This window comes from Dermatophilus sp. B7861-1 (genome assembly GCF_058996045.1).
In genome coordinates this window covers 2279418-2301348 of sequence record NZ_CM180082.1, presented here as the reverse complement: position 1 = coordinate 2301348, position 21931 = coordinate 2279418, and the positions used below count along the sequence as shown (strand labels likewise).

The following is a 21931-nucleotide window of genomic DNA, read 5'->3' as shown; positions in this document are numbered from 1 at the left end:
TTCTAGGGGAGGTGTCGAAGGGCGGTACGGACAAGTTCCCAGAATCCGTCGGTATTGAGGTGGGTTGCGGTGCGGGTGTGGCAGTCGGCGGTGGTTGCTGTGCGTAGGTCGGTGACGGTCATGCCGCGGGTGAGTGTGCCGTGTTGCTCGACGTGGATGGGGGCGGGGATGCAGGTGATGAGTGTGGGGGCTAGGACACGTGCAACTGCGCATGGGTCGTGCACGATTGCTCCGGTGTGGGAGCTACCGGTGGTGCGGTAGTTCGCGCTGTAGGTGTTGAGGAGGTCGGCTACAAGGGTTGCGGTGGTTGTGTTGATGTTGCGGATGGAGGTGATGACCTCGGGGGTGGCGATGGCTTGGCGGGTGAGGTCCAGGCCGATCATGGTGATGGGCCAGTCGGCGTTGAGGACGATAGATGCAGCTTCGGGGTCGGCGTGGATGTTGAATTCGGCGACGGGGGTGACGTTGCCGGTTCCGTGACTTCCACCCATAAAGACGACTTCGTGTATGCGGTTGATGATGCGGGGCTCGATGGTTATCGCGGTGGCGATGTTGGTCATCGGGCCAATGGGGACCAGGGTGATGGTGTCGGGGTCGTTGGTCATGATGGTGTCGATGATCAGTTGTGCGCCGTGGCGGGGATCGGTGGAGCGGTCAGGGGTGGGCAGTGTGATGCCGCCGATTCCGTCGGTGCCGTGGATGTGGGTGGCGTTTTTGTACGTGTTGTTGAGGGGCTGTGCGCATCCGGCTGCGATGGGTGCGGTGATGTTGCTGAGGGTTGCTAGGGCGAGTGCGTTGTGGGTGACGTTGTGGAGGGAAGAGTTGCCGCCGACAGTGGTGATAGCGGCGAGGTTGATGTCGGGGTGTCCTTGGGCGAGAAGGATGGCGATGGCATCGTCGATGCCGGGGTCGCAGTCCAGGATGATGGTGGGGGTTGCGTTCATGCGCGCAGAGTAGCGATTGTGGGTGTGGCAGTTAGGCTCGTTGTGTGACTAGTGATTTGTTGTGCTTGTTTCCAGGTGGCGTGTCGGTGGATAAGCCGCTGTCTGTGGTGGTGTTGGTTTCTGGTGGGGGCACAAATTTGCAGGCATTGCTAGATGCGATTGCCTCGCATGAGGACTATCCGGTGCGTGTGGTTGCCGTGGGTGCTGATCGCGGGGGGATTGAGGGTTTGGCTCGTGCTGAGCGAGTTGGGATTCCGACGTTTGTGGTTCCGGTGGGGGATTTTGCGGATCGGAGTGGGTGGGATGTGGCATTGATGGAGGCTGTTGCTTCTTTCGAGCCGGATTTGGTGGTGGGGGCTGGTTTTATGAAAATTGTTGGGCCAGCGTTTTTGGCCAGGTTTGGGGGGCGGTTTATCAATACTCATCCGGCGTTGTTGCCGAGTTTTCCTGGCGCTCATGGGGTGCGAGATGCGCTGGCGTATGGGGTGCGTGTGACGGGAGCTACATGTCACTTTGTTGATGCAGGTGTCGACACTGGAGCGATCATTGATCAGCGGGTGGTTGCTGTAGCTGATGGTGATACTGAGGATTCGCTTCATGAACGTATCAAGGTAGTTGAGCGGGAGATGTTGGTGGAGGTGGTGCGGCGTTTGGCGGTGGATGGTGCGCGTGTTCAGGGGCGCAGGGTGCTGTTTGGTGGTGAGAGCAGGATGAGTGGTGGCTCGTGCGTGGTTTGATGCATTGAGCTTGTTTGTTTTGTTCGGGTTGTTGTTTTAGAGGAGAGTTGTGGCTGTCAAAGTGAGTGCAGCGTCTGGCCCTGCTGCTGGTAGTGATGCGCAGGGGCGTCGTCCTGTTCGGCGTGCCTTGTTGTCGGTGTATGACAAGACGTCTTTGATTGAGTTTGCTACGTGTTTGCACGATGCAGGTGTGGAGCTGGTGTCGACGGGTGGGTCGGCGCGTGCTATTGAGGCGGCGGGTCTTCCGGTGGTGAATGTTGAAGACATCACGAAGTTCCCGGAGTGTCTTGAAGGTCGTGTGAAGACTCTTCACCCAAACGTGCATGCAGGGTTGTTGGCGGATACGCGTAAGCCGGACCACTTGGAGCAGCTGGGTGAGTTGGGTGTGGAGCCATTTGAATTGGTTGTTGTCAACCTGTACCCATTCGAGGAGACGGTGGCGCAGGGGGCGGGTGTTGATGAGACGGTGGAGCAGATCGACATTGGCGGTCCATCGATGGTTCGTGGGGCTGCGAAGAATCATCAGTCGGTAGCGATTGTGACGGATCCGTCGCAGTATGCGCAGGCTGCTGAGGCTGTGCGTGCTGGTGGTTTTACGTTGGAGCAGCGTAAGAAGTTGGCTGCGCAGGCTTTTGCGATGACAGCTTCGTATGATGTTGCGATTGCGGCGTGGATGAGCCGTTCGGTGGTGGAGCAGGCGCCGGAAGATTCAGGTTTTCCTGAATGGGTAGGGGCGGGGTATCGGCGCGTTGATGTGTTGCGCTATGGCGAGAATCCTCATCAGAGCGCGGCGCTTTATGCCGGTGCTGTAGAGGGCTTGACGCAGGCTGTGCAATTGCACGGTAAAGCGATGAGCTACAACAACTATGTGGATGCCGACGCAGCGTTGCGTGCTTGCCATGATCATGGGGATCAGCCGACGTGCGCTGTCATCAAACACGCCAATCCTTGTGGTATAGCTATCGCTTCGGAGGAAGAGGGGATTGCTGTTGCTCACCGGAAGGCGCATGAGTGTGATCCGACGAGCGCGTTTGGCGGCATTATTGCTGTGAACCGTCCAGTGACGGCGGAGATGGCTCGTATGGTGAAGGATATTTTCACCGAGGTTGTTGTTGCGCCGGATTTCGAGCCAGAGGCTTTGGATATTCTTCGGATAAAGAAGAACATCCGGTTGTTGAAGACGCCTACGCCTGTGCGTGAGGGTTTTGAGGTGCGGCATATCTCGGGCGGTTTGCTGGTTCAGCAGCGCGACCTGATCGATGCTGAAGTTCCAGTTTCTGATGATGACAAGCCTTCAGCTGGGCATGGTGATGATGCCGCGCGGTGGACGCTTGTGGCGGGTGCTGCTGCCGATGAGGCGACGTTGGCGGACTTGCAGTTCGCGTGGCGTGCTGTGCGTGCGACGAAGTCGAACGCCATTTTGCTTGCTAAGGATGGCGCATCGGTTGGTGTCGGTATGGGACAGGTGAACCGTGTTGATTCGTGTCGTTTGGCGGTGTCGCGCGCTGGCCAGGAGCGGGTTCAGGGTTCGGTTGCGTCTTCTGATGCGTTTTTCCCGTTTGCGGATGGTTTGCAGGTGTTGATTGATGCTGGGGTGCGTGCGGTCGTGGCTCCTGGTGGGTCTGTACGTGATGATGAGGTGATTGCTGCTGCTGAGAGCGCGGGTGTGACTTTGTACTTCACTGGTACACGGCATTTTGCGCACTGAGTGATGTGATGCGGATGGCCCGGGTTCCTTTGAGAGGGGACCGGGCCATTGCGTTGGGTGAGTTTAGTGGCGTTTTTTCAAGTATGAGAGTGCGGCGTCGAGGAGGGGAACGGAGGGGGTTTGGTCGACGGCGTATGAGATCAGCATGACGGTGGTGTTGCCGATTTTGGTTAGGGCTACGTCTTGGGTGAGTTGGTGGGGGGTGGGGCTGTTGGATGGGGAGGGTGTTGCAGCGGGTGAGGTGGGTGTTGTTGTGGCCGGTGGCGGTGGTGGTACGAGTTGTTGTCGCCAGGTGATGGTATCGGGGTCGGCGCTGCGGAGGGTGAGGCCGGAGACGGTGTAAGTGCTGGATCCGCCGTGGGTGTCGGTAGCGGTGTAGCGCTGGCAGTCGGTGATGCGTGTTTTGAGTGCGGTGATGATGTTGGTTGCGGTGTTGCCTTCGTAGGTGCGGATGTGTTGTTCAATCCATGGGCCGGTAGGGGTTTGTTGCCAGCGTTTTGCGGTTGTATCGACTGGAGGGTGCGGTTCGATGTCTACGCCGCAGATGTTCATGCGGTAGCCGCCGGAGTCTCGGGGGGTAGTGACGTTCCATCCCACGGGTAGGAACGATTCGCCGAGCATGTATTTCAAAGATGTGCCGTTTCCGCCGGTCATTCGGGCGACGGTGGTGGGGTCGATGGTGGGGGTGGTGCTGGTTGGTGTCGTGGTGTTGGAGGCGGGGGGTGTGTTGTTGTTTGTGGCGGCAGCGGTGGCGGTGGTGGTGATGGTGGGGGTGCTGTTGGGGGTGGGGCCGCATGCAGAGAGTGTGGTGAGTGCCAGAAGTGTGGTGGTCAGGCGTATTACAGGGTGGTTATGAGTCCGCACGCGTGGCTGCCTCTCTAGGAGTTGGGCTGTGTGACCGTATGTTGTGCTGGATTACTTTGGGGGAGAGGGTGATCAGAGTTCAGGTGGGGGATTGATTTCAGGATAAAGCGAGAGCTGAGTTTGGCTGTGAAATGATGCATGCCATGACTGCTGGCATTCTCGATGGAAAGTCCACTCTTGCGACCATTAAGGAAGAGTTGAAGGTTCGGGTGGCGCGTTTGAGTGAATGTGGTGTTGTCCCTGGGCTAGCTACGGTTTTGGTGGGCGAGGATCCGGGATCGCAGATTTATGTGAATGCCAAGCATCGGGATTGTGAGCAGATTGGTGTGCGCGGCATGCGGCATGATTTGCCGGCTGATGCTTCGCAAGCGCAGGTTGAAGAGCTGATTGATCAGTTGAATGAGGACCCCAAGGTGACGGGGTTCATTGTGCAGCAGCCCACGGGGTTGGATGAGTTTGCGTTGTTGTCGCGCGTGGATCCGGCTAAGGATATTGATGGGTTGCACCCGTACAACTTGGGGTGTTTGGTGATGAATCGGCCAGCGCCGTTGCCGTGTACTCCGTTGGGGTGTGTTGAATTGTTGCGTCGTTTTAATGTGCCTTTGGCCGGGGCGAATGTGGTGGTTGTTGGGCGTGGGCTGACTGTGGGGCGGCCTATTGGAATGTTGTTGACGCGGCGTTCAGAGAATGCGACGGTGACGATGTGTCACACGGGGACGAAGGATTTGGCTGCGCATACGCGTGAGGCAGATATTGTCATCGCAGCTGCTGGGGTACCGGGCATCGTGACGAAAGAGATGGTCAAGCCCGGCGCGGCTGTGCTTGATGTGGGTGTTTCGCGTGTAAACGGGAAAATTGCTGGTGATGTGGCTTTGGACGTTGCTGAGATTGCGGGTTGGGTTTCACCGAATCCTGGTGGTGTGGGTCCGATGACGCGTGCGATGTTGTTGAGCAACCTTGTTGAGGCCGCGGAGCGGCAGGCAGGGCTGGCTGAGGTCTGATGCGTAACCCGTTCGCGGGGCTGGGTTTGTGGTGGGCTTTGGCGGCGGTCACTGTCGTTGGCCTGGTTTTTGCGGCTTTTGGGCGCGTGTTGATTGGTGGTGGGTTGGTCGCTATTGGTTTGGCGGTCTGTCTTCTGCTGCGCGTGTTTGGTGAGTCGCGTGGGTTTGATTTAGGTGCTGTGCAGTTACGTTCACAGTCGATGGATGTGTGGTTGTACAGCACTGCTGTCATTAATATGGCCGGCGCTTCCATGTTGGTGACTCGAAATATGAGTGTGCGCTGGCTAGTAATCGCTGATTTTGCCCTGGTCATGTGGGGTTTAGTCATGTTGGTGTTGTCGAGAAAGAATGCACGAGCGGCGGTCTCGGCGTCGCAAAGCGAATTGGGGGATGTGAGTGACTGAACGGGTTCGTCGTGCGCGCGAGGGGTTGGGTGTGTGCGTGGTGACGGCGGTTGAGGATGTGACTGCGCGTATGCGTCGTGTGACGTTTAGCGGGTCTGGGTTGACTGAGGCAGTGGCGACGGGCCCGGATCAGCGGGTCAAGTTGAGTTTTCCTGATTCACATAGGTTTACCGGTGATGCGGATGAGATGTCGCGGGCTCGGCGAAAGCGTCGTACATACACGCTGTTGTGGCTTGATGCGCAGGCTGGTGAGGCGACTGTCGATTTTGTGTTGCATCCCGGCGGCGTGGCCGCAGCATGGGCGTCGCAGGTGCAGGTGGGCGATGAGCTGATGTTGACTGCGCCTGTCGGCGGTTTTGTTCCAGTTGAAGGAGCCGAGGAGGTAGTTCTTGTTGCTGATGAGACGGGATTGCCTGCGTTGCAAGCAATTGTTGCTTCTTTGGCTGCTGAGCTGCCGGTGCGAGCGTTTATTGAGGTTGCGGATGCAGGTGAGCATCAGCCGGTGAGGTCTGTGACGGGTGCTGAGGTGGATGTTGTCTGGATGGATCGGGATGGTGCTGCTCATGGTTCGCGTATGAGTGAGCTGGCCGCTTCGTTGCCTGGTGAGGTCTCTGCTCGTAGTTCTGTGTGGATTGCGGGGGAGTCTGCGGCAGTAAGGCAACTACGTAATGCTCTTGTTACGCAGGGTGGTTTGGATCGGCATCAGGTTGATGCGGTTGCGTATTGGACGAAGGCTGAGGGGCGTAACGCTGGCCGACCGGAGCAGTGATGGAGTGAGGCGGCCACCTGGGTGGCCGCCTCACTGTGTTGGGGTTATTTGATCAGGCCAAGTTCTTTGACTTGGTCGCGCTCGGCTTCCAGGCGCGCGGCCGATGCCATGATGCGCTCTTTACTGAAGTCATTGAGTTCGATGCCTTGAACAATTTCGTATTTTCCGTCTTTTACGTGGCATGGGAAGGAGGAGATGATGCCTTCTGGTACGCCGTAGGAGCCGTCGGAGGGCACGGACATGGAGACGATTTCGTCGGTGCCGAGCATCCAGTCACGCATGTGGTCGATGGTGGCGTTAGCAGCCGAGGCAGCGGAGGATGCACCGCGTGCTTTGATGATGGCTCCGCCGCGGGTTGCGACGGTGGGAATGTATTCCTCAGTGATCCAAGTCTGTTCGACCAGTTCAGTGGCGGCTTTACCGTTCACTGTGGTGTTGAACAGGTCTGGGTACATCGAGTCGTCGTGGTTACCCCAAATAGCGAGGTTTTTGATTTCTTCGACTGTCACGTTGAGTTTTTTGGCCAGCATGGATTTGGCGCGGTTGTGGTCCAGGCGAGTGAGGGCGTTAAATTGCTCTGGGGCCATGTCGGGGGCGTTTTTCATGGCGATGAGGGCGTTGGTGTTGGCTGGGTTTCCGGTGACGAGAACCTTGGCTTTGGGGGCGACCTTGTTGAGTGCGGCGCCTTGACCGGTGAAGATTTTCCCGTTGGCGGCAAGGAGGTCGGCGCGGTCCATGCCTTCTTTGCGGGGCATAGCACCTACGAGCATGGCACCGTCGACGTCTTCGAAGATTTCTTCGGGGTTGTCACCGATTTTGATGTTGGTGAGGGTGGGGAAGGCGCAGTCGTCGAGTTCCATGACGACGCCTTTGAGAGCCGGTAGGGCTGGGGCAATTTCGAGGAGTCGCAGTTCGATGGGGGTATTGGGGCCGAGAAGGTCTCCGGCTGCGATTCGGAATAGGAGGCTGTAGCCGATTTGCCCGGCGGCTCCGGTGACGGCGATCTTGACGGGGGTGGTGCTCACAGGTTCATCAACCCTTCCAGCGACGGTGCTGCTTTGGTGTGAGTGTCCGTGCGGTTTGGCTCCGTTAGGTGGTGCCTGCCGCGCGATCGGACCGTGTCGGTCTTGGGTTTGACGCTACCAAAATGGGGGTGTCTGGGTGTTGTGTAGCGGGTTACAGATGGTGGAGGTCGGCCCGTGCGTGGGCGGGCCGACGCTTGGTGTGGTGGGTCAGCTTCTGCCGAAGAGTTTTTTGAAGAATCCGGGTTTTTTGTCGGGTTTTGCTTCGGGTTGGGGCGTTGGGTGTTGAGGGGGCAGAGGGCTGTTTTCTGCGGTTGTTTCTGTTGTGCTGGGGTGTTCGTCTTCTGGTGTTGTGTCTTTTTTGTCGTTGGTTTCGGGCGGTAGCGATTCTTCGGTGGTTAGTTCGGGGGTGGGGGGTTCTTCGGTGGGGGTGGCGAATGGGTCGGTGTAGTCCATCGCAATGAATGTCTTTTTTTCTTCGGAGAAGACGTAGGTATCGGGCAAGGATGCGAGGTGTTCGATGATTGTGCGTGCGGCTTCGTTGTGTTCGTTAGCGGGGTCATGGTCGCCGGAGAAGTCGATCATGGTGGTGCAGCGTGAGATACGTCGTTGTTCGAGGGTGGGGGCGTATTCGGCGTAGCGGTCGCCGAGTCCTTCGGCTTCGTCGTCGTACCAGAAGGTGAAGGTGTAGCTGCCGAGCGAGAGTGTGACGTTGAGGACGCTGGTGGTGGTTACTGGTGGTGGTTCGTGTCCGGTGAACAGGTCGCCGAGGATGGTTTCGAGTTTGTCTTTGGTGAGGGTTGTGTCGGTGGTGGTGAAGATGATGTGGGGGTGTGCGGATCCGGCCATGGTTTCTATGGTGTCGCATTGGGGCGCTCGTGGTGGCGTGCGGGGTGCGGTAGATGCTCTGTCGTTTCTTAGCTTGGTGAGGGGTTTGGGGAAGTAGGGTCGGCACTGATTGTGTTTTGTCGTGTCTCAAAGGAGAGCCTGTGAGTAGCAAGATTGTTTGGACGTTGACCGATGAAGCTCCGGCCTTGGCGACTTTTTCACTTCTGCCGATCGTTCGTGCTTTTGTGAAGGATGCTGATGTTGAGGTGGAAACAAGCGATATTTCTTTGTCGGGAAGAATTCTGGCTCAGTTTCCGGAGAGATTGACGGATGAGCAGCGCGTGCCAGATTATCTAGCTGTTCTGGGTGAATGGACTCAAGATGATTCTGCCAACATTATTAAGTTGCCGAATATTTCTGCGTCGGTTCCACAGTTGAAGGCTGCGATTAAAGAGTTGCAGGATCAAGGTTTCGCTGTTCCTGATTTTCCTGTGGATCCTTCGACAGATGAAGAGTGGGATATTTCGTCTCGTTATGCAAAAGTTTTAGGTTCTGCTGTTAATCCTGTTTTGCGCGAGGGGAACTCGGATAGGCGGGCTCCTGCGTCTGTGAAAGCGTTTGCGCAGCGGCATCCGCATCGCCTTCGGGAGTGGGATGCAGGTACTAAAGCGCGTGTAGCACATATGAGTGATGGCGATTTTTACGGCAACGAGAAGTCTATAGTCGTGGCTGAGGGGTGTGGTTTTGAAATTCGTTTCACAAATGATGCTGGTGAAACTCGTTCTTTAGTTGATGGTTTGCAAGCGTCTCCTGGAGAAGTCCTTGATGGCACTTTCATGAGTGTTTCTGCATTGCAAAAATTTTACGCAGAGCAGATTGAGGAGGCGAAGCGTGATGATCTCCTGTTGAGTCTGCATTTGAAAGCAACAATGATGAAGGTTTCAGATCCGGTGCTGTTTGGGCATGCGGTAAAGGTCTTTTTTGTTGACGTATTTGCAGAATTTGGCGATGAGCTGCGTGAGGCAGGCGTAAATCCGAACCTGGGTCTAGGTGATTTATTGTCTGCTATTCAGGCGCTTCCCGATGAGACCAGGAAAGCTATTGAGGAAGCGATTTCCGAGGCGTTTGCCGAACGCCCGGCGCTAGCGATGGTTGATTCAGATAGAGGGATCACCAATCTTCATGCCCCAAATGACGTAATTGTGGATGCATCGATGCCGGCTGTGGTGCGTGATGGTGGTCAGATGTGGAATGCGAAGGGTGAACGCCAGGCAACATTGGCTATGATCCCTGATCGCAGTTATTCGACAATGTATGCGGCAATTATGGAGGATTGCCGCATTAATGGGGCATTGGATCCAGCGACGATGGGTGATGTTCCTAACGTGGGGTTGATGGCTAAAAAGGCTGAGGAGTACGGGTCACATCCGACGACGTTTGTGATGTCAGAGTCGGGCAAGGTGGAGGTGATCGCTGAAGACGGGTCGGTTTTGATGTCTCATGATGTTGAGGCCGGTGATATTTGGCGTATGGCGCGTACACAAGATGTGTCAGTGCGTGATTGGGTGCGTCTTGCTGTGGAGCGGGCACGGTTGTCGGGTACTCCAGCAGTATTTTGGTTGGATTCCGCTCGTGCTCATGATGCGAATCTCATTGCGAAGGTTCGCGAGTACTTGGGAGAACACGACACATCTGGTCTGTCTATTGAGATTCTGGCGCCGGTTGAGGCTATGAATTTCACTTTGGAGCGCATCCGTCGTGGCGAAAACACTATTTCGGTAACAGGAAATGTGCTTCGTGATTACTTAACTGACCTTTTCCCAATTCTTGAGTTGGGCACGAGTGCGAAAATGCTATCGGTGGTTCCTCTGCTGGCTGGGGGTGGACTTTTCGAGACTGGTGCTGGGGGGTCTGCTCCAAAACATGTGCAGCAGTTCGTGAATGAGGGCTATTTGAGGTGGGATAGCTTGGGTGAGTTTTCTGCTCTGGGGGCTTCATTGGAGCATGTGGCGAGTAGGTCAGGTAACCTGAAAGCACAGGTTTTAGCTGATGCTTTGGATCGTGCTATTTCTCGTTTCTTAGAAGAAAACAAATCTCCCGCGCGTGTTGTGGGTGAAATTGATAACAGAGGTAGTCATTTCTACTTTGCTTTGTTCTGGGCTCAGGAGTTGGCTGGGCAGTCAGTGGATGCTGAGTTGTCTGCAAAGTTTGCAGCTGTTGCTGATGAGTTGTCTGGCAAGGCAGGGGAAATTGATCGTGAGCTCATCGCTGCCCAAGGGGTTGCAGTGGATTTGGGTGGTTACTTCCGCCCAGATGTGGCGAAGGTGGAAGTGGCTATGAGGCCTAGTGGCACGTTGAATACGATTATTGACGCTTTGTAAGCGCTGAGATCGTGTGATTTGTAGCATAAGGGTGCGGTGGTTCCTGGGGTTTTGCAGGCAGCCACCGCACTTATTTTGTGTAGTCGTTTTCATCGCGCAAATGTGTGGCTGTGTAGCGAACTTTAACTATCTACCGTGGATTTATGCAGATGAGTAAGGGTCCGCGTGGTGAAGATCAGTGTGTGGTGCGAGTTGGAGAGCCGTGCCGTTTGTGTCAGCCGGGGGCATCGGGGCCAAAGGATTGTCAGTTGGCTTACTTGGTTCTTAATGATCCGGAGTTGCGTGACTTGTTGCAGGAAAAACTTACAAGGCTAGAAGAGGCCGCCTGAGGTCCTTCTTGGCGTTGGCGTGGGTGATGCTGCGGGCATGATGGATTCATGCGAGTAGTGAGCGCCAACGTGAACGGTATTCGTGCAGCTGTGCGTCGAGGCATGCTGCCTTGGGTAGATGAGTCGGCGCCGGATGTTATGACGCTGCAAGAGGTACGTGCCTCGCGTGCGCAACTAGATTCTGCTTTGGAGCAGAGCGCGCTGCAGGGGTGGTCAGTGGCGTTGCATGAGGGGGAGGTAGCAGGGAGAGCGGGTGTTGCGGTCCTGGTTCGCCCTGGTTGTGGTGTGGGAGATGCGGTCACGGGTTTGCCGATGGAGGGATCGATCGCTCTGCAGCATGCGGGGGATTTTTCAGAGCGGATGCGTCTTGATGATTCGGGGCGGGCGTTCGCTTCGGCAGGTCGTTGGTTGGAAGTGCCTGTTTTAGGTCAGTGGGGCAGCGGTATTGAGAAGGTGACAGTTGTTTCGGCGTATGTGCATAGCGGTGATGTGGATAGGCCGGAGGTGATGGCTGAGAAATATGCCCTGATGGAGGCTATGTCGCAGCGGTTCCAAGCTGCTTTAGCTTCAGGGGAGCATCTTCTGGTAACTGGGGACTTGAATGTTGCTCATCGTGAGGTGGATCTAAAAAACTGGCGGGGGAATCTGAAAAAAGCTGGCTTTTTGCCTGAAGAACGGGCTTTTTTCGACCGATGGATGGTGGACTGGGGAATGGTGGATTTGGGGCGCCGGTATGGCGGTGATGGTCCTGGGCCGTATACATGGTGGAGTTGGCGCGGTAAGGCTTTCAATAATGATGCTGGTTGGCGTATTGACTATCACCTGGCGACACCTGAATTAGCGGAGGTTGTTAAGTCTGTATGGGTGGGACGAGCTGAAACTTATGAGGAGCGCTGGAGTGATCACGCTCCGGTAATTTCGGATTTTTGCTGAGTTTTATGTGATTTCTCCCTGGGAGGGTTCATTTTGGTGCGGTTTCCGTGTTTGGGATAGTTCTGCACTGGCCTCTTTTGGCGCCGTATGTGTTTGTTGTTTTCTTTCCGGTTTTATAGTTGCCCGTTTATTGAGAGACCTATTTTCTATTTAGGATGATGGTGTGAATGAAGGTGAAGTAACTTTTGCGCGGGCGTTGCGCTCTGCTGTGGCAGAGGCTGGATTCACGTTGACGGGGCTGCGTGCGGAGCTAATGGAGCGGGGGCTGGCTGTCTCGGTGGGCACATTAAGTCAGTGGCAGACGGGGCGTTCGGTGCCTTTGAAAGGTCGATCTTTGGTGGTTGTTGGGGAAATCGAGCGGATTGTGGGGGCTCCGCCGGGGGGGTTGGTGTCGATAATTTCGGGTGTACCTGGCCGATCAGTAGGTGGTGAGGATTTATCGTGCGTCTGTGATGGCCAGGAGGGGGCGGGCTCTTCCTTGGATTTTGTTTGGCGGGGGGATGTGCGGGATGACCCAATTAGGTTGTTGTCTCTTCATGAATCTTTTCGCCTTAATGCGTTTGGGGCGATATCTAGTTTTCGTGTGCGGATTACTTTGTCTGCTGAAGCGGATGGAGTTGATCGTTTGTCGGTGGTGACGCTTCGTCCGCCTGATGGTGCTCAAGTGTTGTTGCGAGCGATGTCGAATTGTCGTTTTGGAAGACGAATGTTGACTGCCTCTGGCCAGGTCAGTGAAGTGTTTTTAGAGCGTCCATTGCGGTTGGGTGAGGCGGCTGTGGTGGAGTTTCGAGGTGAGGTAGTGGGGGCGGTGGATGCTGAGTACGGGGTGTCGCGTGCGCTTGGGGTGGATGTGGGGGAGTTGGTGTGGTGTGTGGATTTTGAGGAGGGGCAGGGGCCGTTGTCGGTGGAGTCGTGGTGTGTAAATGGAGAGGAAGAGCTGGTCAAGCCGGTGTGTGTTGCTGGTGCTGGTTTATCTGTGGTGTTTTGTGCGGCGAAGCCGGGAAAGTATGGGTTGCGTTGGGTGTGGTGATGGGTTTGTTGTCTATGTGGAGTGGTGGTTTTCGTGTGTGAGTCGGGGGATGTTTTTGCTGAGGTGTTGCGGGGGGCGGTTTCTGCTCGGGGTTTGTCGTTGGAGAGGGTTCGTTATCACTTAGCTGTGCGGGGCCATGACGTTAGCGCGGCGACGTTGAGTTATTGGCAGTCTGGTCGTTCGCGTCCGGAGCGGTCGAGCTCGATTGCTGCGTTGGGGGATTTGGAGGATGTGTTGGGGGTTGATGAGGGGGTGTTGGTTGATGCGTTGGCGCGTGCTAGAGGCCGACCGGTCCCTGTGCTGGCTGTGTGTGAGGAACAGTCTCGTGATGTGCCGATTGTGAATCCGATGTTGTGGGGTGCGGGGCGTTCTGTGGAGTCAGAGCGGGTTCGGGAGGGTTTGGCGAGAGGTTTAGGTACGTCGTTTGATGATGTGCCTGCGATGGTGAGTGAGCATGTGGAGGTGATGCTGCGGCGGGATCGGTCGGTGGGGTCGTTGCGTGTACGGCTGGTTGTGGGAGGTGCTTCCGGTGGGGTGGTGCGCTTTCCGATAGCTGTTCGTGCTGCGGGTGGTGCTGGTGATTTGGTGTTTGTGGTGGAGAGGGGTGGTGTGGTGGATGGTGTGGTTTCTTCTTCGGACGGTCATGCGTTGTCGGTGGCGTCTATTCGGTTGGATGCGCCTGTGGGGGTGGGGGAGTGTGCGGTTGTTGATGTTCGGGTGGATCGATTGTCGGCTGGGGCGGATGAGGGGATGTTTTCTTTTTTGTCGTCGTCGGCGGAGTTGTTGGTGGTGATGGGGATTTTTTGCCCGGGGGATGAGCCGTTGGCGATGTCGGTTGCGGCGAGCTGGCAGGGGCGTTCGCGAGTGTCGCGGGTGTCAGTGAAGGGCGAACGTCAGGTGATGATGTTGTCGGAGGTGGATGCTGGACCTGTGGGAGTTTCGTGGTGGTGGTGAGGGTTTAGTGGCGTCGGTGGAGTATGAGTGCGCCTGTTGCTGCGAGGGTTGCGAGACCGCTTAAGGCGAGCGCGAGGTTGGTGGGAAGGCTGGTGTGTCCGTGGAAGCTGGTTGCTGCTACGGGGCTGGCGTCTTGAGCACTGGTGATGGGAGTGTCTTTGGCATTGTCGGGTTTGTTGCTTCCACCTTTGGGAGTGGTGGGTTTTCCTTTGGGTGGGGAGGGTTTTTCTTTGTTGGGGGGTGGCGCGTCGAGTTCGCCGGGGTTGACGAGTCGTCCGATGGGGCGAGCTTTTGATCCGTGGTTGAAGGCCCAGTCGAGCATTGCTGCTGAGCTGCGCCAGTGGCCGTCAAAGGAGCTGAGGTAGCTGATTACGTAGGCCTTATCGCCGCGGCGGGCGGCACCGATGTAGGTGTGGCGTGCGGCTACGGTGTATCCGTTTTTGACGCCGATGGTGCCTTGGTAGTTCCAGAGGAGTCGGTTGTGGCTGCCGATTTCGATGGATTTGCGTTGTTGGCCGGGTTTGGGGGCTCCGGCGGGAAAGTGGGCGCCTTTGAGGGTTAATAGGGGGGCGAGTTTGGGGTGTGAGACTGCTGCTCGTCCGATGAGGGCGAGGTCGTAGGCGCTGGTTACTTGTCCTTTGGCATCGAGGCCGCTGGTGTTCATTGCGTGGGTGTCTTTTGCGCCGAGGTGGGCGGCGAGTTTGTTCATTTGTTCGGTGGTGATGTCCATGCCGCCGTTGGCGCGGGCGAGTGCGTTTGCTGCGTCGTTGGCAGAGGAGAGCATGAGGGCTTGGAGTAGGGCGGAGATGGGGTAGGTGGCGTTTTTTTCGATGCCGACTTTGGTTCCGTCGACGGCCATGTCTTCGCCGCTGCCTTCGATTTCTTGGTTGGGGTCAAGTTTGTCGATGACGGTGAGGGCGGTGAGGGTTTTGAGGGTGCTGGCGGGCAGGAACCGGGAGTGTGGGTCGTGTGCGGCGATGATGTCGCCGGTGTTGAGGTCGGCGATGACCCATGCGCAGGCGTGTAGGGGCGGGGGCGGGGGAGTGCCGGTTGGGAGGTTGAGGATGGTGCCTTTGTTGGCGAGTGCGTTGCCGCCGATGACGTTGGTTTTGGGGTCGTTGACAGGGGTGGTGGGTGTGCCTGGTGCGGGTGGTGTTGTGGTGGTGGCTGTTGGTGTTGTGGGGGTGGCTGTGGGGTCGGTTGGGGTGTTTGGGGTGGGGGTGTCTTTGTCTGGTTGTGTGCTGGGGGCTTGGGGGGAGCAGGCGATAGAGGGTTGGATGGCGTTAGCGGTGATGCTGGCGGTGAGGCTGGGGGCGATGCCGAGGGTGGTTGCGGTGGTGAGCGCGGCGATGTGGCGTGCGTGTCGCTGCGCGAGGCGTCGTCGTCGCGGCGCGTCGGTGGGGTCGGCCATCGGGATTGCTCCTTGTGGGTTTGGCGTGACAGCCGTTGTTTGTCGGGGTGGTCTCGCCGGGCATGCGGACCCTAGTGTACGGAGACTGTCTGCTTGCTGGGCCCTTGTTGTGTGTTCGTGGGTGGGATTGAGGGGGTTGTTGGGCTGGTGATCTTGTGTTGGTCCTGTTTCGGGTGGGGTGGTTGTGCGCTGATAGCGTGGTGGTGGGTCTGTGATGCGGGTTTATAGGTCATGGGCTGGCGGCGGAGTTGGGATGGCGGGGGCGTCGCGTGGTGAGCGGGTGTTTTGCCTGTTCGTGTTGTTGCCGTTGTGTGGGTTTCCTGCGTTTGCGGGTTGTCTTTGGCGGTGTTGGTTTCTTTTTCTGGGATTGTGGGGGCGTGATGTTTACCGAACAGGCACAGGTTATTGAGGGTTTTTGGGGTGTTGTTCCTGCTGGTGGGTCTGGAACGCGGTTGTGGCCGTTGTCGCGTTCGGGTGAGCCGAAGTTTCTTTTGGATTTGTTGGGGGATGGGTCGTCGTTGTTGCAGTCGACGGTGGCTCGGTTGGAGCCGTTGACTGGGACGAATGTGGTTGTTGTTACGGGTGTGCGGCATGAGGAGGCGGTGCGTGCTCAGTTGCCGCAGTTGGGTGAGGGTGGAGTTGTGGCTGAGCCTTCACCGCGGGATTCGATGGCTGCGATTGGGTTGGCTGCGGCGATGATTGAGGCGGTGGAACCTGAGGCTGTGATTGGGTCTTTTGCTGCGGATCATGTGATTGGGGATGAGGGGCGTTTTCGGGCGCGGGTTCGTGAGGCGGTGGAGGTTGCTCGTACGGGCAAATTGGTGACGTTGGGGATTGAGCCGACTTTTCCGTCGACAGGTTTTGGGTATATCCGGACGGGGTCTGTTTTGGAGGTGCGGGGGGCGCCGCATGCGCGTGCTGTTGCGGCTTTTGTGGAGAAGCCGGATGCTGCGACGGCTGCGCGGTATTTGGCGACGGGCGAGTATCGCTGGAATGCGGGCATGTTTGTTGTGAAGGCGTCTGTTTTGTTGGATATGTTGGCGGACTTTCATCCAGGGTTGGCTGCTGATTTGCGGGGGATTGCTGCTGATCCTTCGTCGTTGGCGAAGCGGTGGGAGTCTTTGGAGAAGATTGCGATTGATCATGCGGTGGCTGAGCCGGCTGCGGATCGTGGTGATGTGGCTGTGGTTCTTGGGGATTTTCCGTGGGATGACGTGGGTGATTTTGCGTCGTTGCATGAGTTGTTGGGGCGTACTGGGGGTGAGGATGCGGTGCGTATGTTGGGGTCTTCGGATGTTCTTGTTGATGATGCTTCGGGGTTGGTGGCTTCGACATCGGGTCGTACTGTGGCGGTGTTGGGGTTGGATGATGTCGTCGTTGTGGACACGCCGGATGCGTTGTTGGTGACGTCACGGGCGGCTGCGCAGCGGGTAAAGGGGATTGTCGACATGTTGAAGGCGGATGGCCGTGCTGAGCTGACGTGAGTTGGGATGTTCTCGTTAGACTCTTGTTGGTGGAACCGTCGATGATCGATGTCTCTGGTTTGCCCGTGCCGTCTGGTCCGTTGGGTGAGGTGTTGCGGTCTATTCGGGCGCGGGCGAATGAGATTGTTCGGTTTCAGCGGTGGTTGCATCGGTCGCCGGAGTTGTCATGGTGTGAGGTGGGGACGACTCGTGCAGTTGAGGAACGGTTGCCTGCGGGGGTGTCAGCGCAGCGTTTTGTGGGTTCGACGGGGTTGTTTGTGGATGTGGGGGCGCAGGTACCTGATTTCCGTGTGGGGCTGAGGGCGGATATGGATGCGTTGCCTTTGGCTGAGCGGACGGGGTTGCCGTGGGCTTCGAGGGTGGCGGATGTGTCGCATTGTTGTGGTCATGACGTGCATACGGCGTCGTTGTTAGGTGCAGTGGTGGGGCTTTCTGGGGTGGCGGATGTGTTGCGTGATGCGGGTGTGGGGGTGAGGTGTTTTTTTCAGCCTGCTGAGGAGTCACATCCTTCGGGTGCGCGGATGGTGCAGGGGTCGGGTGCGGCCGATGGTGTGGATGTTTTTTATGCGTTGCATTGTGATCCGGCGACGGATTTGGGGCGTGTGGGTTTGAGGGTGGGGCCGATTACTGCTGCGGCTGATCGGGTTGAGGTGAGGGTTTCTGGTGCTGGGGGGCATACGTCGCGTCCGCATTTGACGCAGGATGTGACTTTTGCGTTGGCGAAGGTGGTGACGGAGTTGCCGGCGTTGTTGACGCGGGTGGTGGATGCGCGCGCGTCGGTGGTGTTGGTGTGGGGTTCTGTTCATGCTGGTGATGCGGGGAATGTGATTCCGGATCGGGGGGTGGCTCGGGGGACGTTGCGTGTTGCTGATGCGGGGGTGTGGCAGACGTTGGAGCCGTTGGTGAGGCGTTTGGTCTCTCAGGTAGTGGCGCCTTTTGGGGTGGAGGTGGAGGTGGAGTACGTGCAGGGTGTCCCGCCGGTGGTGAATACGCTTCATGGGGTGGAGGGTGCACGGTTGGCGGTGTTTTCGGCGTTTGGTGTGGATGCTGCGGTGGATGCGGTGCAGTCGATGGGTGGTGAGGATTTTGCGTGGTTGTTGCAGGGTGCGGAGGGGGCATTGTTGCGGTTGGGTACGCGGACTCCGGGTGGGTGTACGTATGACTTGCATCGGGGGGATTTGGTGGTGGATCCGGCGTCGGCTGTGTTTGGGGCTCAGTTATATGCGGCGTTGCCGTTTGCTGCGGCGAAGGTTGCGGGGAGGGGGTTTGTGGACGTGTGAGTGAGTGGTTTTGCAGGGGTGTGTTTGATTGTGGCGACTGACCGGTTTTCGGTGGTGTGGCGTGGAACACTTGCGGTGTGTCTAATCGATCTCACAGGTTTGTTGTAGTTGGTGGTGGCCCGGGGGGATATGAGGCGGCGTTGGTGGCGGCCTCGGGTGGGGCTGAGGTGACGTTGGTTAATTCGCAGGGTGTGGGTGGTGCTGCGGTGTTGATGGATTGTGTGCCGAGCAAGGCATTAATTGCCTCTGCGGGGTATTTGGGGCGTTTGGTGGCCAGCGCTCAGCATTTGGGGGTGCATTATCGGGCGGTTCTTGATGGGGCTGCTGAGGGTGATCGGTTTGATTTGCGTGAGGTGAATGATCGGGTGCGGTCGTTGGCCGCGGCACAGAGTGGTGATATTGAGGCGGGGTTGGTGGCTAAGGGGATTGAGGTTGTTAGGGGTAGGGGGCGGTTGGATGGTGCCCGGCGTGTGGTGGTGGATGTGCAGGGGGGTGGTTCTCGTGTGTTGGAGGCGGACACAGTTTTGTTGGCGACGGGGGCGCGTCCGCGGCGGTTGGGGTCGGCTATGCCTGATGGTGAGCGGATTTTGACGTGGCAGGACATTTGGTCGTTGGAGGGGCTGCCAGATCATTTGGTGGTGATTGGTTCTGGGGTGACTGGTGCGGAGTTGGCTCAGGCGTATTTGCATTTGGGGTCGCGGGTGACGTTGGTGTCTTCGCGTGAGCATGTGTTGCCGAATGAGGATGAGGATGCGGCGCGTGCGATTGAGGAGGTTTTTCGGGGTCGAGGTATGGAGGTGTTGGCTCGTTCGCGTGCGGAGTCAGTGGAGCGTGTGGGTGATGGTGTGGTGGTGCGTTTGCAGGATGGTCGTGAGGTGGTGGGATCTCATGCGTTGATGGCGGTGGGTTCGTTGCCGAATACGGAGGGGATTGGGTTGGAGGAGGCTGGGGTGGAGGTGAATGAGCGTGGCCAGATTGTGGTGGATCGGGTGTCGCGTACGTCGGTTTCGGGGGTATATGCGGCGGGTGACTGTACGGGTGTATTGCCGTTGGCTTCAGTGGCTGCGATGCAGGGTCGTATTGCGGTGGCGCATGCGATTGGTGATGAGGTGCGGCCGTTAACGACGACAGGGATTAGTGCGAATATTTTTACGGATCCGGAGATTGCGACGGTGGGTATGTCTGCAGCGGAGGTTGCGGATGAGTCGGAGTATCGGACGGTGGTGATGCCGTTGGATACGAATCCTCGGGCGAAGATGGAGCATATTGAGAATGCGTTTGTGAAGTTGTTTGCTCAGCGGCGGACGGGGCAGTTGGTGGGGGGTGTGGTGGTGGCTCCACGGGCGTCGGAGTTGATTTTTCCTATTGCGTTGGCTGTGGAGCATCGGTTGACGGCCGATGATGTGGCGCGGACTATCACGGTTTATCCGTCGTTGTCGGGGTCGTTGGCGGAGGCTGCGCGGAGGTTGCACGCTGTGGATAGTTTGCCAAGCGCTTAGTCTGTTTTCACTGTTTCGGTTGCTGCCGTGCGTGTTTCGTGGTTTCCGTCAGATCGCGAGGTGGTGGTGCCGTGTGTTGGCGGTGTGAGAAGGAGTTCTGATGGATTTGGGAAGTTTTGTGAATAAGGCGAAGGACTTGGCTGAGCAGGGGTTGGGTAAGGCTCGTGAGGTTGCTGCTGATAACTCGGAGAAGGTGACTTCTGGGTTGGAGAAGGCCGAGGAGTTTGTGAATGAGAAGACGGGGGGAAAGTATGCGGAGGTGGTGGCTAAGGGCAAGGATGGTTTGGAGTCGGCGTTGGGTGTTGCTGGTGATGCGAAGGAGGCGTTGAAGGAGGAGTTGCAGGGGGAGCACAAGCCTGAGGCTGTGTCGGTGGATCCGATTGATGCGCCTGAGGGAGTTGAGCCGCCTAAGCCGGTGTGATTGTGGTTGGGGCCCGCCTCGTGGGAGGCGGGCCTTTTGTATGGGTGGGTTAGGGGGTTTTGATTTCGGTGAGGATGGTGCCGCTGGTGACGGTGTCGCCGACGTTGATGGTTAGGCCTGTGATGGTTCCGGATTTGTGTGCGGTGAGGGGTTGTTCCATTTTCATTGCTTCGAGAACGAAGATGAGGTCGCCTTCGGCAACGGTGTCTCCGTTGGAGACTGCGACTTTGACGACGGTGCCTTGCATGGGGGCGGTGAGGGCGTCGCCGGAGGTGTTGGTGGTGTTGTTGCGGTTGTTGGTGCGGCGGTTGGTTGTTTTCTTTTTTGGCGTGTTGGTGGTGTTGGTGGGGGTGAGGTTGTCGGGGAGGGTTACTTCGATGCGTTTTCCTTCGATTTCGACGATGATGCTGTGACGTTCTGGTGGTGGGGTGTCTCCGGGGGCGCTGGCTCCGGTGTAGGGGTGGATGGTGTTGTCGAATTCGGTTTCGATCCAGCGGGTGTGGATGGAGAAGGGGTGGTTGGGGTCTTCGGGGGCGTAGGCGGGGTGGTTGACGATGGCGCGGTGGAAGGTGAGTGCGGTGGCCATTCCGTCGATGGTGAATTCGGTCAGGGCGCGTTGTGAGCGTTGGAGTGCTTCTTGTCGGGTGGCGCCGGTGACGATGAGTTTGGCGAGCATTGAGTCGAATTGTCCGCCGATGGTGTCGCCTTGTTCGACGCCTGTGTCGAGGCGGATTCCGGGGCCTGTGGGTGGGGTAAAGGTGGTGAGGGTTCCAGGTGCGGGGAGGAATCCTCGTCCGGGGTCTTCGCCGTTGATTCGGAATTCGATGCTGTGTCCGCGGGTGCGTGTGGAGATGTCTTCTTGGGTGTAGGTGAGTTTTTTGCCTTCGGCGATGCGGAACATTTCGCGTACGAGGTCGATGCCGGTGATTTCTTCGGTGACGGGGTGTTCGACTTGGAGTCGGGTGTTGACTTCGAGGAAGGAGATGGTTCCGTCTTGGCCGATGAGGTATTCGCATGTGCCTGCACCGATGTAGCCAGCTTCGTGGAGGATGGCTTTGCTGGCTCGGATGAGTTCTGTGTTTTGTTCTTCGGTGAGAAAGGGTGCTGGGGCTTCTTCGATGAGTTTTTGGTGGCGTCGTTGGAGTGAGCAGTCGCGAGTGGAGACGACAACGATGTTGCCGTGAGTGTCAGCGAGGCATTGGGTTTCGACGTGGCGAGGTTTGTCTAGGTATCGCTCGACGAAGCATTCGCCGCGTCCAAAGGCTGTGGTGGCCTCGCGTACTGCTGATTCGAAGAGTTCTGGGATTTCGTCGATGTTGCGGGCGACTTTGAGTCCGCGGCCGCCGCCTCCGTATGCGGCTTTGATTGCGACGGGCAGGCCGTGTTGTTTGGCGAAGTTAATGATTTCGTTGGCGTCGGCAACGGGGTTTGTGGTGCCGGGGACGAGTGGGGCGTTAGCGCGGGTGGCGATGTGGCGGGCTTTGACTTTGTCGCCGAGTGAGTCGATTGCTGCGGGGGGTGGTCCGATCCAAATGAGGCCTGCGTCGGTGACTGCTTGGGCGAATTCGGCGTTTTCGGAGAGGAATCCGTATCCAGGGTGGATGGCGTCTGCGTTGGTTTTCGCGGCGATGTCGAGCAGTTTTTTGTGGTTTAGGTAGCTGTCTGCGGCGGTGTTGCTACCGAGTGCGTGGGCTTCGTTGGCGATTTTGACGTGGAGGGCGTCGCGGTCTGCTTCTGCGTAGACGGCGATGGAGTGGATACCTGTGTCTTTGCATGCTTGGGCGATTCGGACTGCGATTTCGCCTCGGTTTGCGATGAGAACTTTGGAGATGGGGGCCATGTCGGGACTCTACTGCCGTGCTTGGAGGTTGATTTGAATGTTCGCGTTGGGGGTAGGTGGAGGGGTGAACAAGAGATAGTGCGTGGCGCACT

The 21931-nt window shown here is 57.5% G+C and carries 20 protein-coding genes; 14 read left to right on the top strand and 6 right to left on the bottom strand.

Annotated features, from left to right (window positions below; genetic code table 11):
• Positions 1–2: 2 nt before the first annotated feature.
• The gene (locus AC2T9U_RS10090) at positions 3–944 is read right to left on the bottom strand and encodes a nucleoside hydrolase (protein WP_115029090.1); all 942 of its coding nucleotides are present in this window, start codon (positions 942–944) and stop codon (positions 3–5) included.
• Positions 945–1042: 98 nt separating this feature from the next.
• Between AC2T9U_RS10090 and purN the strand changes: the two genes are divergently transcribed.
• Together purN and purH are read left to right on the top strand one after the other, a co-directional pair.
• Positions 1043–1681 (top strand): phosphoribosylglycinamide formyltransferase, encoded by a 639-nt coding sequence (gene purN / locus AC2T9U_RS10085; protein ID WP_493696953.1) that lies wholly within the window; start codon positions 1043–1045, stop codon positions 1679–1681.
• 49 nt (positions 1682–1730) lie between these two features.
• Positions 1731–3389 (top strand): bifunctional phosphoribosylaminoimidazolecarboxamide formyltransferase/IMP cyclohydrolase, encoded by a 1659-nt coding sequence (purH, locus tag AC2T9U_RS10080; protein WP_493696006.1) that lies wholly within the window; start codon positions 1731–1733, stop codon positions 3387–3389.
• A gap of 63 nt (positions 3390–3452) precedes the next feature.
• Here purH and AC2T9U_RS10075 read toward each other — a convergent pair whose 3' ends face one another.
• The gene (locus AC2T9U_RS10075; protein ID WP_493696005.1) at positions 3453–4253 is read right to left on the bottom strand and encodes a hypothetical protein; all 801 of its coding nucleotides are present in this window, start codon (positions 4251–4253) and stop codon (positions 3453–3455) included.
• 143 nt (positions 4254–4396) lie between these two features.
• Between AC2T9U_RS10075 and AC2T9U_RS10070 the strand changes: the two genes are divergently transcribed.
• The 3 genes from AC2T9U_RS10070 to AC2T9U_RS10060 are packed head-to-tail and all read left to right on the top strand — an operon-like array spanning position 4397 to position 6427.
• Entirely contained in the window at positions 4397–5254 is an 858-nt protein-coding gene (locus tag AC2T9U_RS10070; protein ID WP_115032330.1) for a bifunctional methylenetetrahydrofolate dehydrogenase/methenyltetrahydrofolate cyclohydrolase, read from the top strand.
• On the top strand, positions 5254–5658 hold the full coding sequence (locus AC2T9U_RS10065) for a hypothetical protein (protein WP_115029094.1): 405 nt from the start codon (positions 5254–5256) through the stop codon (positions 5656–5658). The genes AC2T9U_RS10070 and AC2T9U_RS10065 overlap by 1 nt, the downstream gene beginning before the upstream one ends.
• Positions 5651–6427, top strand: coding sequence for a siderophore-interacting protein (locus AC2T9U_RS10060; RefSeq protein WP_493696004.1), 777 nt, complete (start codon positions 5651–5653; stop codon positions 6425–6427). The genes AC2T9U_RS10065 and AC2T9U_RS10060 overlap by 8 nt, the downstream gene beginning before the upstream one ends.
• A 44-nt stretch (positions 6428–6471) precedes the next feature.
• Here the strand turns inward: AC2T9U_RS10060 and AC2T9U_RS10055 are convergent, their stop codons facing one another.
• Positions 6472–7452, bottom strand: coding sequence for a malate dehydrogenase (locus AC2T9U_RS10055; protein ID WP_493696003.1), 981 nt, complete (start codon positions 7450–7452; stop codon positions 6472–6474).
• Positions 7453–7659: 207 nt separating this feature from the next.
• Positions 7660–8298 carry a hypothetical protein gene (locus AC2T9U_RS10050; protein WP_208314919.1) on the bottom strand — a complete coding sequence of 213 codons (639 nt, stop codon included), beginning with the start codon at positions 8296–8298 and terminating at the stop codon, positions 7660–7662.
• A gap of 140 nt (positions 8299–8438) precedes the next feature.
• Here AC2T9U_RS10050 and AC2T9U_RS10045 point away from each other — a divergent pair, with 140 nt between their 5' ends.
• The 5 genes from AC2T9U_RS10045 to AC2T9U_RS10025 all read left to right on the top strand — a co-directional run bounded on the left by AC2T9U_RS10045 (position 8439) and on the right by AC2T9U_RS10025 (position 13904).
• A complete protein-coding gene (locus AC2T9U_RS10045; RefSeq protein WP_493696002.1) occupies positions 8439–10658 on the top strand; it encodes an NADP-dependent isocitrate dehydrogenase in 2220 nt (739 codons plus the stop codon).
• Positions 10659–10801: 143 nt separating this feature from the next.
• The gene (locus AC2T9U_RS10040) at positions 10802–10987 is read left to right on the top strand and encodes a DUF6767 domain-containing protein (RefSeq protein ID WP_493696001.1); all 186 of its coding nucleotides are present in this window, start codon (positions 10802–10804) and stop codon (positions 10985–10987) included.
• A gap of 48 nt (positions 10988–11035) precedes the next feature.
• Positions 11036–11920, top strand: coding sequence for an exodeoxyribonuclease III (locus tag AC2T9U_RS10035; protein ID WP_493696000.1), 885 nt, complete (start codon positions 11036–11038; stop codon positions 11918–11920).
• A gap of 163 nt (positions 11921–12083) precedes the next feature.
• Entirely contained in the window at positions 12084–12950 is an 867-nt protein-coding gene (locus AC2T9U_RS10030) for a hypothetical protein (protein WP_493695999.1), read from the top strand.
• 33 nt (positions 12951–12983) lie between these two features.
• Positions 12984–13904: a hypothetical protein gene (locus tag AC2T9U_RS10025; RefSeq protein WP_493695998.1), complete on the top strand. Its 921-nt coding sequence runs from the start codon at positions 12984–12986 to the stop codon at positions 13902–13904.
• Positions 13905–13908: 4 nt separating this feature from the next.
• On the opposite strand, the gene AC2T9U_RS10020 is transcribed toward AC2T9U_RS10025, so the two are convergent.
• Entirely contained in the window at positions 13909–15315 is a 1407-nt protein-coding gene (locus AC2T9U_RS10020) for a D-alanyl-D-alanine carboxypeptidase family protein (RefSeq protein WP_493695997.1), read from the bottom strand.
• 380 nt (positions 15316–15695) lie between these two features.
• On the opposite strand from AC2T9U_RS10020, the gene AC2T9U_RS10015 reads away from it, so the two are divergent.
• From AC2T9U_RS10015 to AC2T9U_RS10000, 4 genes are all read left to right on the top strand, one after another.
• Positions 15696–16799 carry a mannose-1-phosphate guanylyltransferase gene (locus AC2T9U_RS10015; RefSeq protein ID WP_115032332.1) on the top strand — a complete coding sequence of 368 codons (1104 nt, stop codon included), beginning with the start codon at positions 15696–15698 and terminating at the stop codon, positions 16797–16799.
• Positions 16800–16828: 29 nt separating this feature from the next.
• Positions 16829–18079, top strand: coding sequence for an amidohydrolase (locus tag AC2T9U_RS10010; RefSeq protein ID WP_493695996.1), 1251 nt, complete (start codon positions 16829–16831; stop codon positions 18077–18079).
• Positions 18080–18156: 77 nt separating this feature from the next.
• A complete protein-coding gene (locus AC2T9U_RS10005; RefSeq protein WP_115029114.1) occupies positions 18157–19578 on the top strand; it encodes an NAD(P)H-quinone dehydrogenase in 1422 nt (473 codons plus the stop codon).
• A 100-nt stretch (positions 19579–19678) separates the two neighbouring features.
• Positions 19679–19999, top strand: a complete 321-nt coding sequence (locus tag AC2T9U_RS10000; protein WP_115029116.1) for an antitoxin — start codon at positions 19679–19681, stop codon at positions 19997–19999.
• 49 nt (positions 20000–20048) lie between these two features.
• On the opposite strand, the gene AC2T9U_RS09995 is transcribed toward AC2T9U_RS10000, so the two are convergent.
• Positions 20049–21839, bottom strand: a complete 1791-nt coding sequence (locus AC2T9U_RS09995; RefSeq protein ID WP_493695995.1) for an acetyl/propionyl/methylcrotonyl-CoA carboxylase subunit alpha — start codon at positions 21837–21839, stop codon at positions 20049–20051.
• Between the last annotated feature and the right edge of the window lie 92 nt (positions 21840–21931).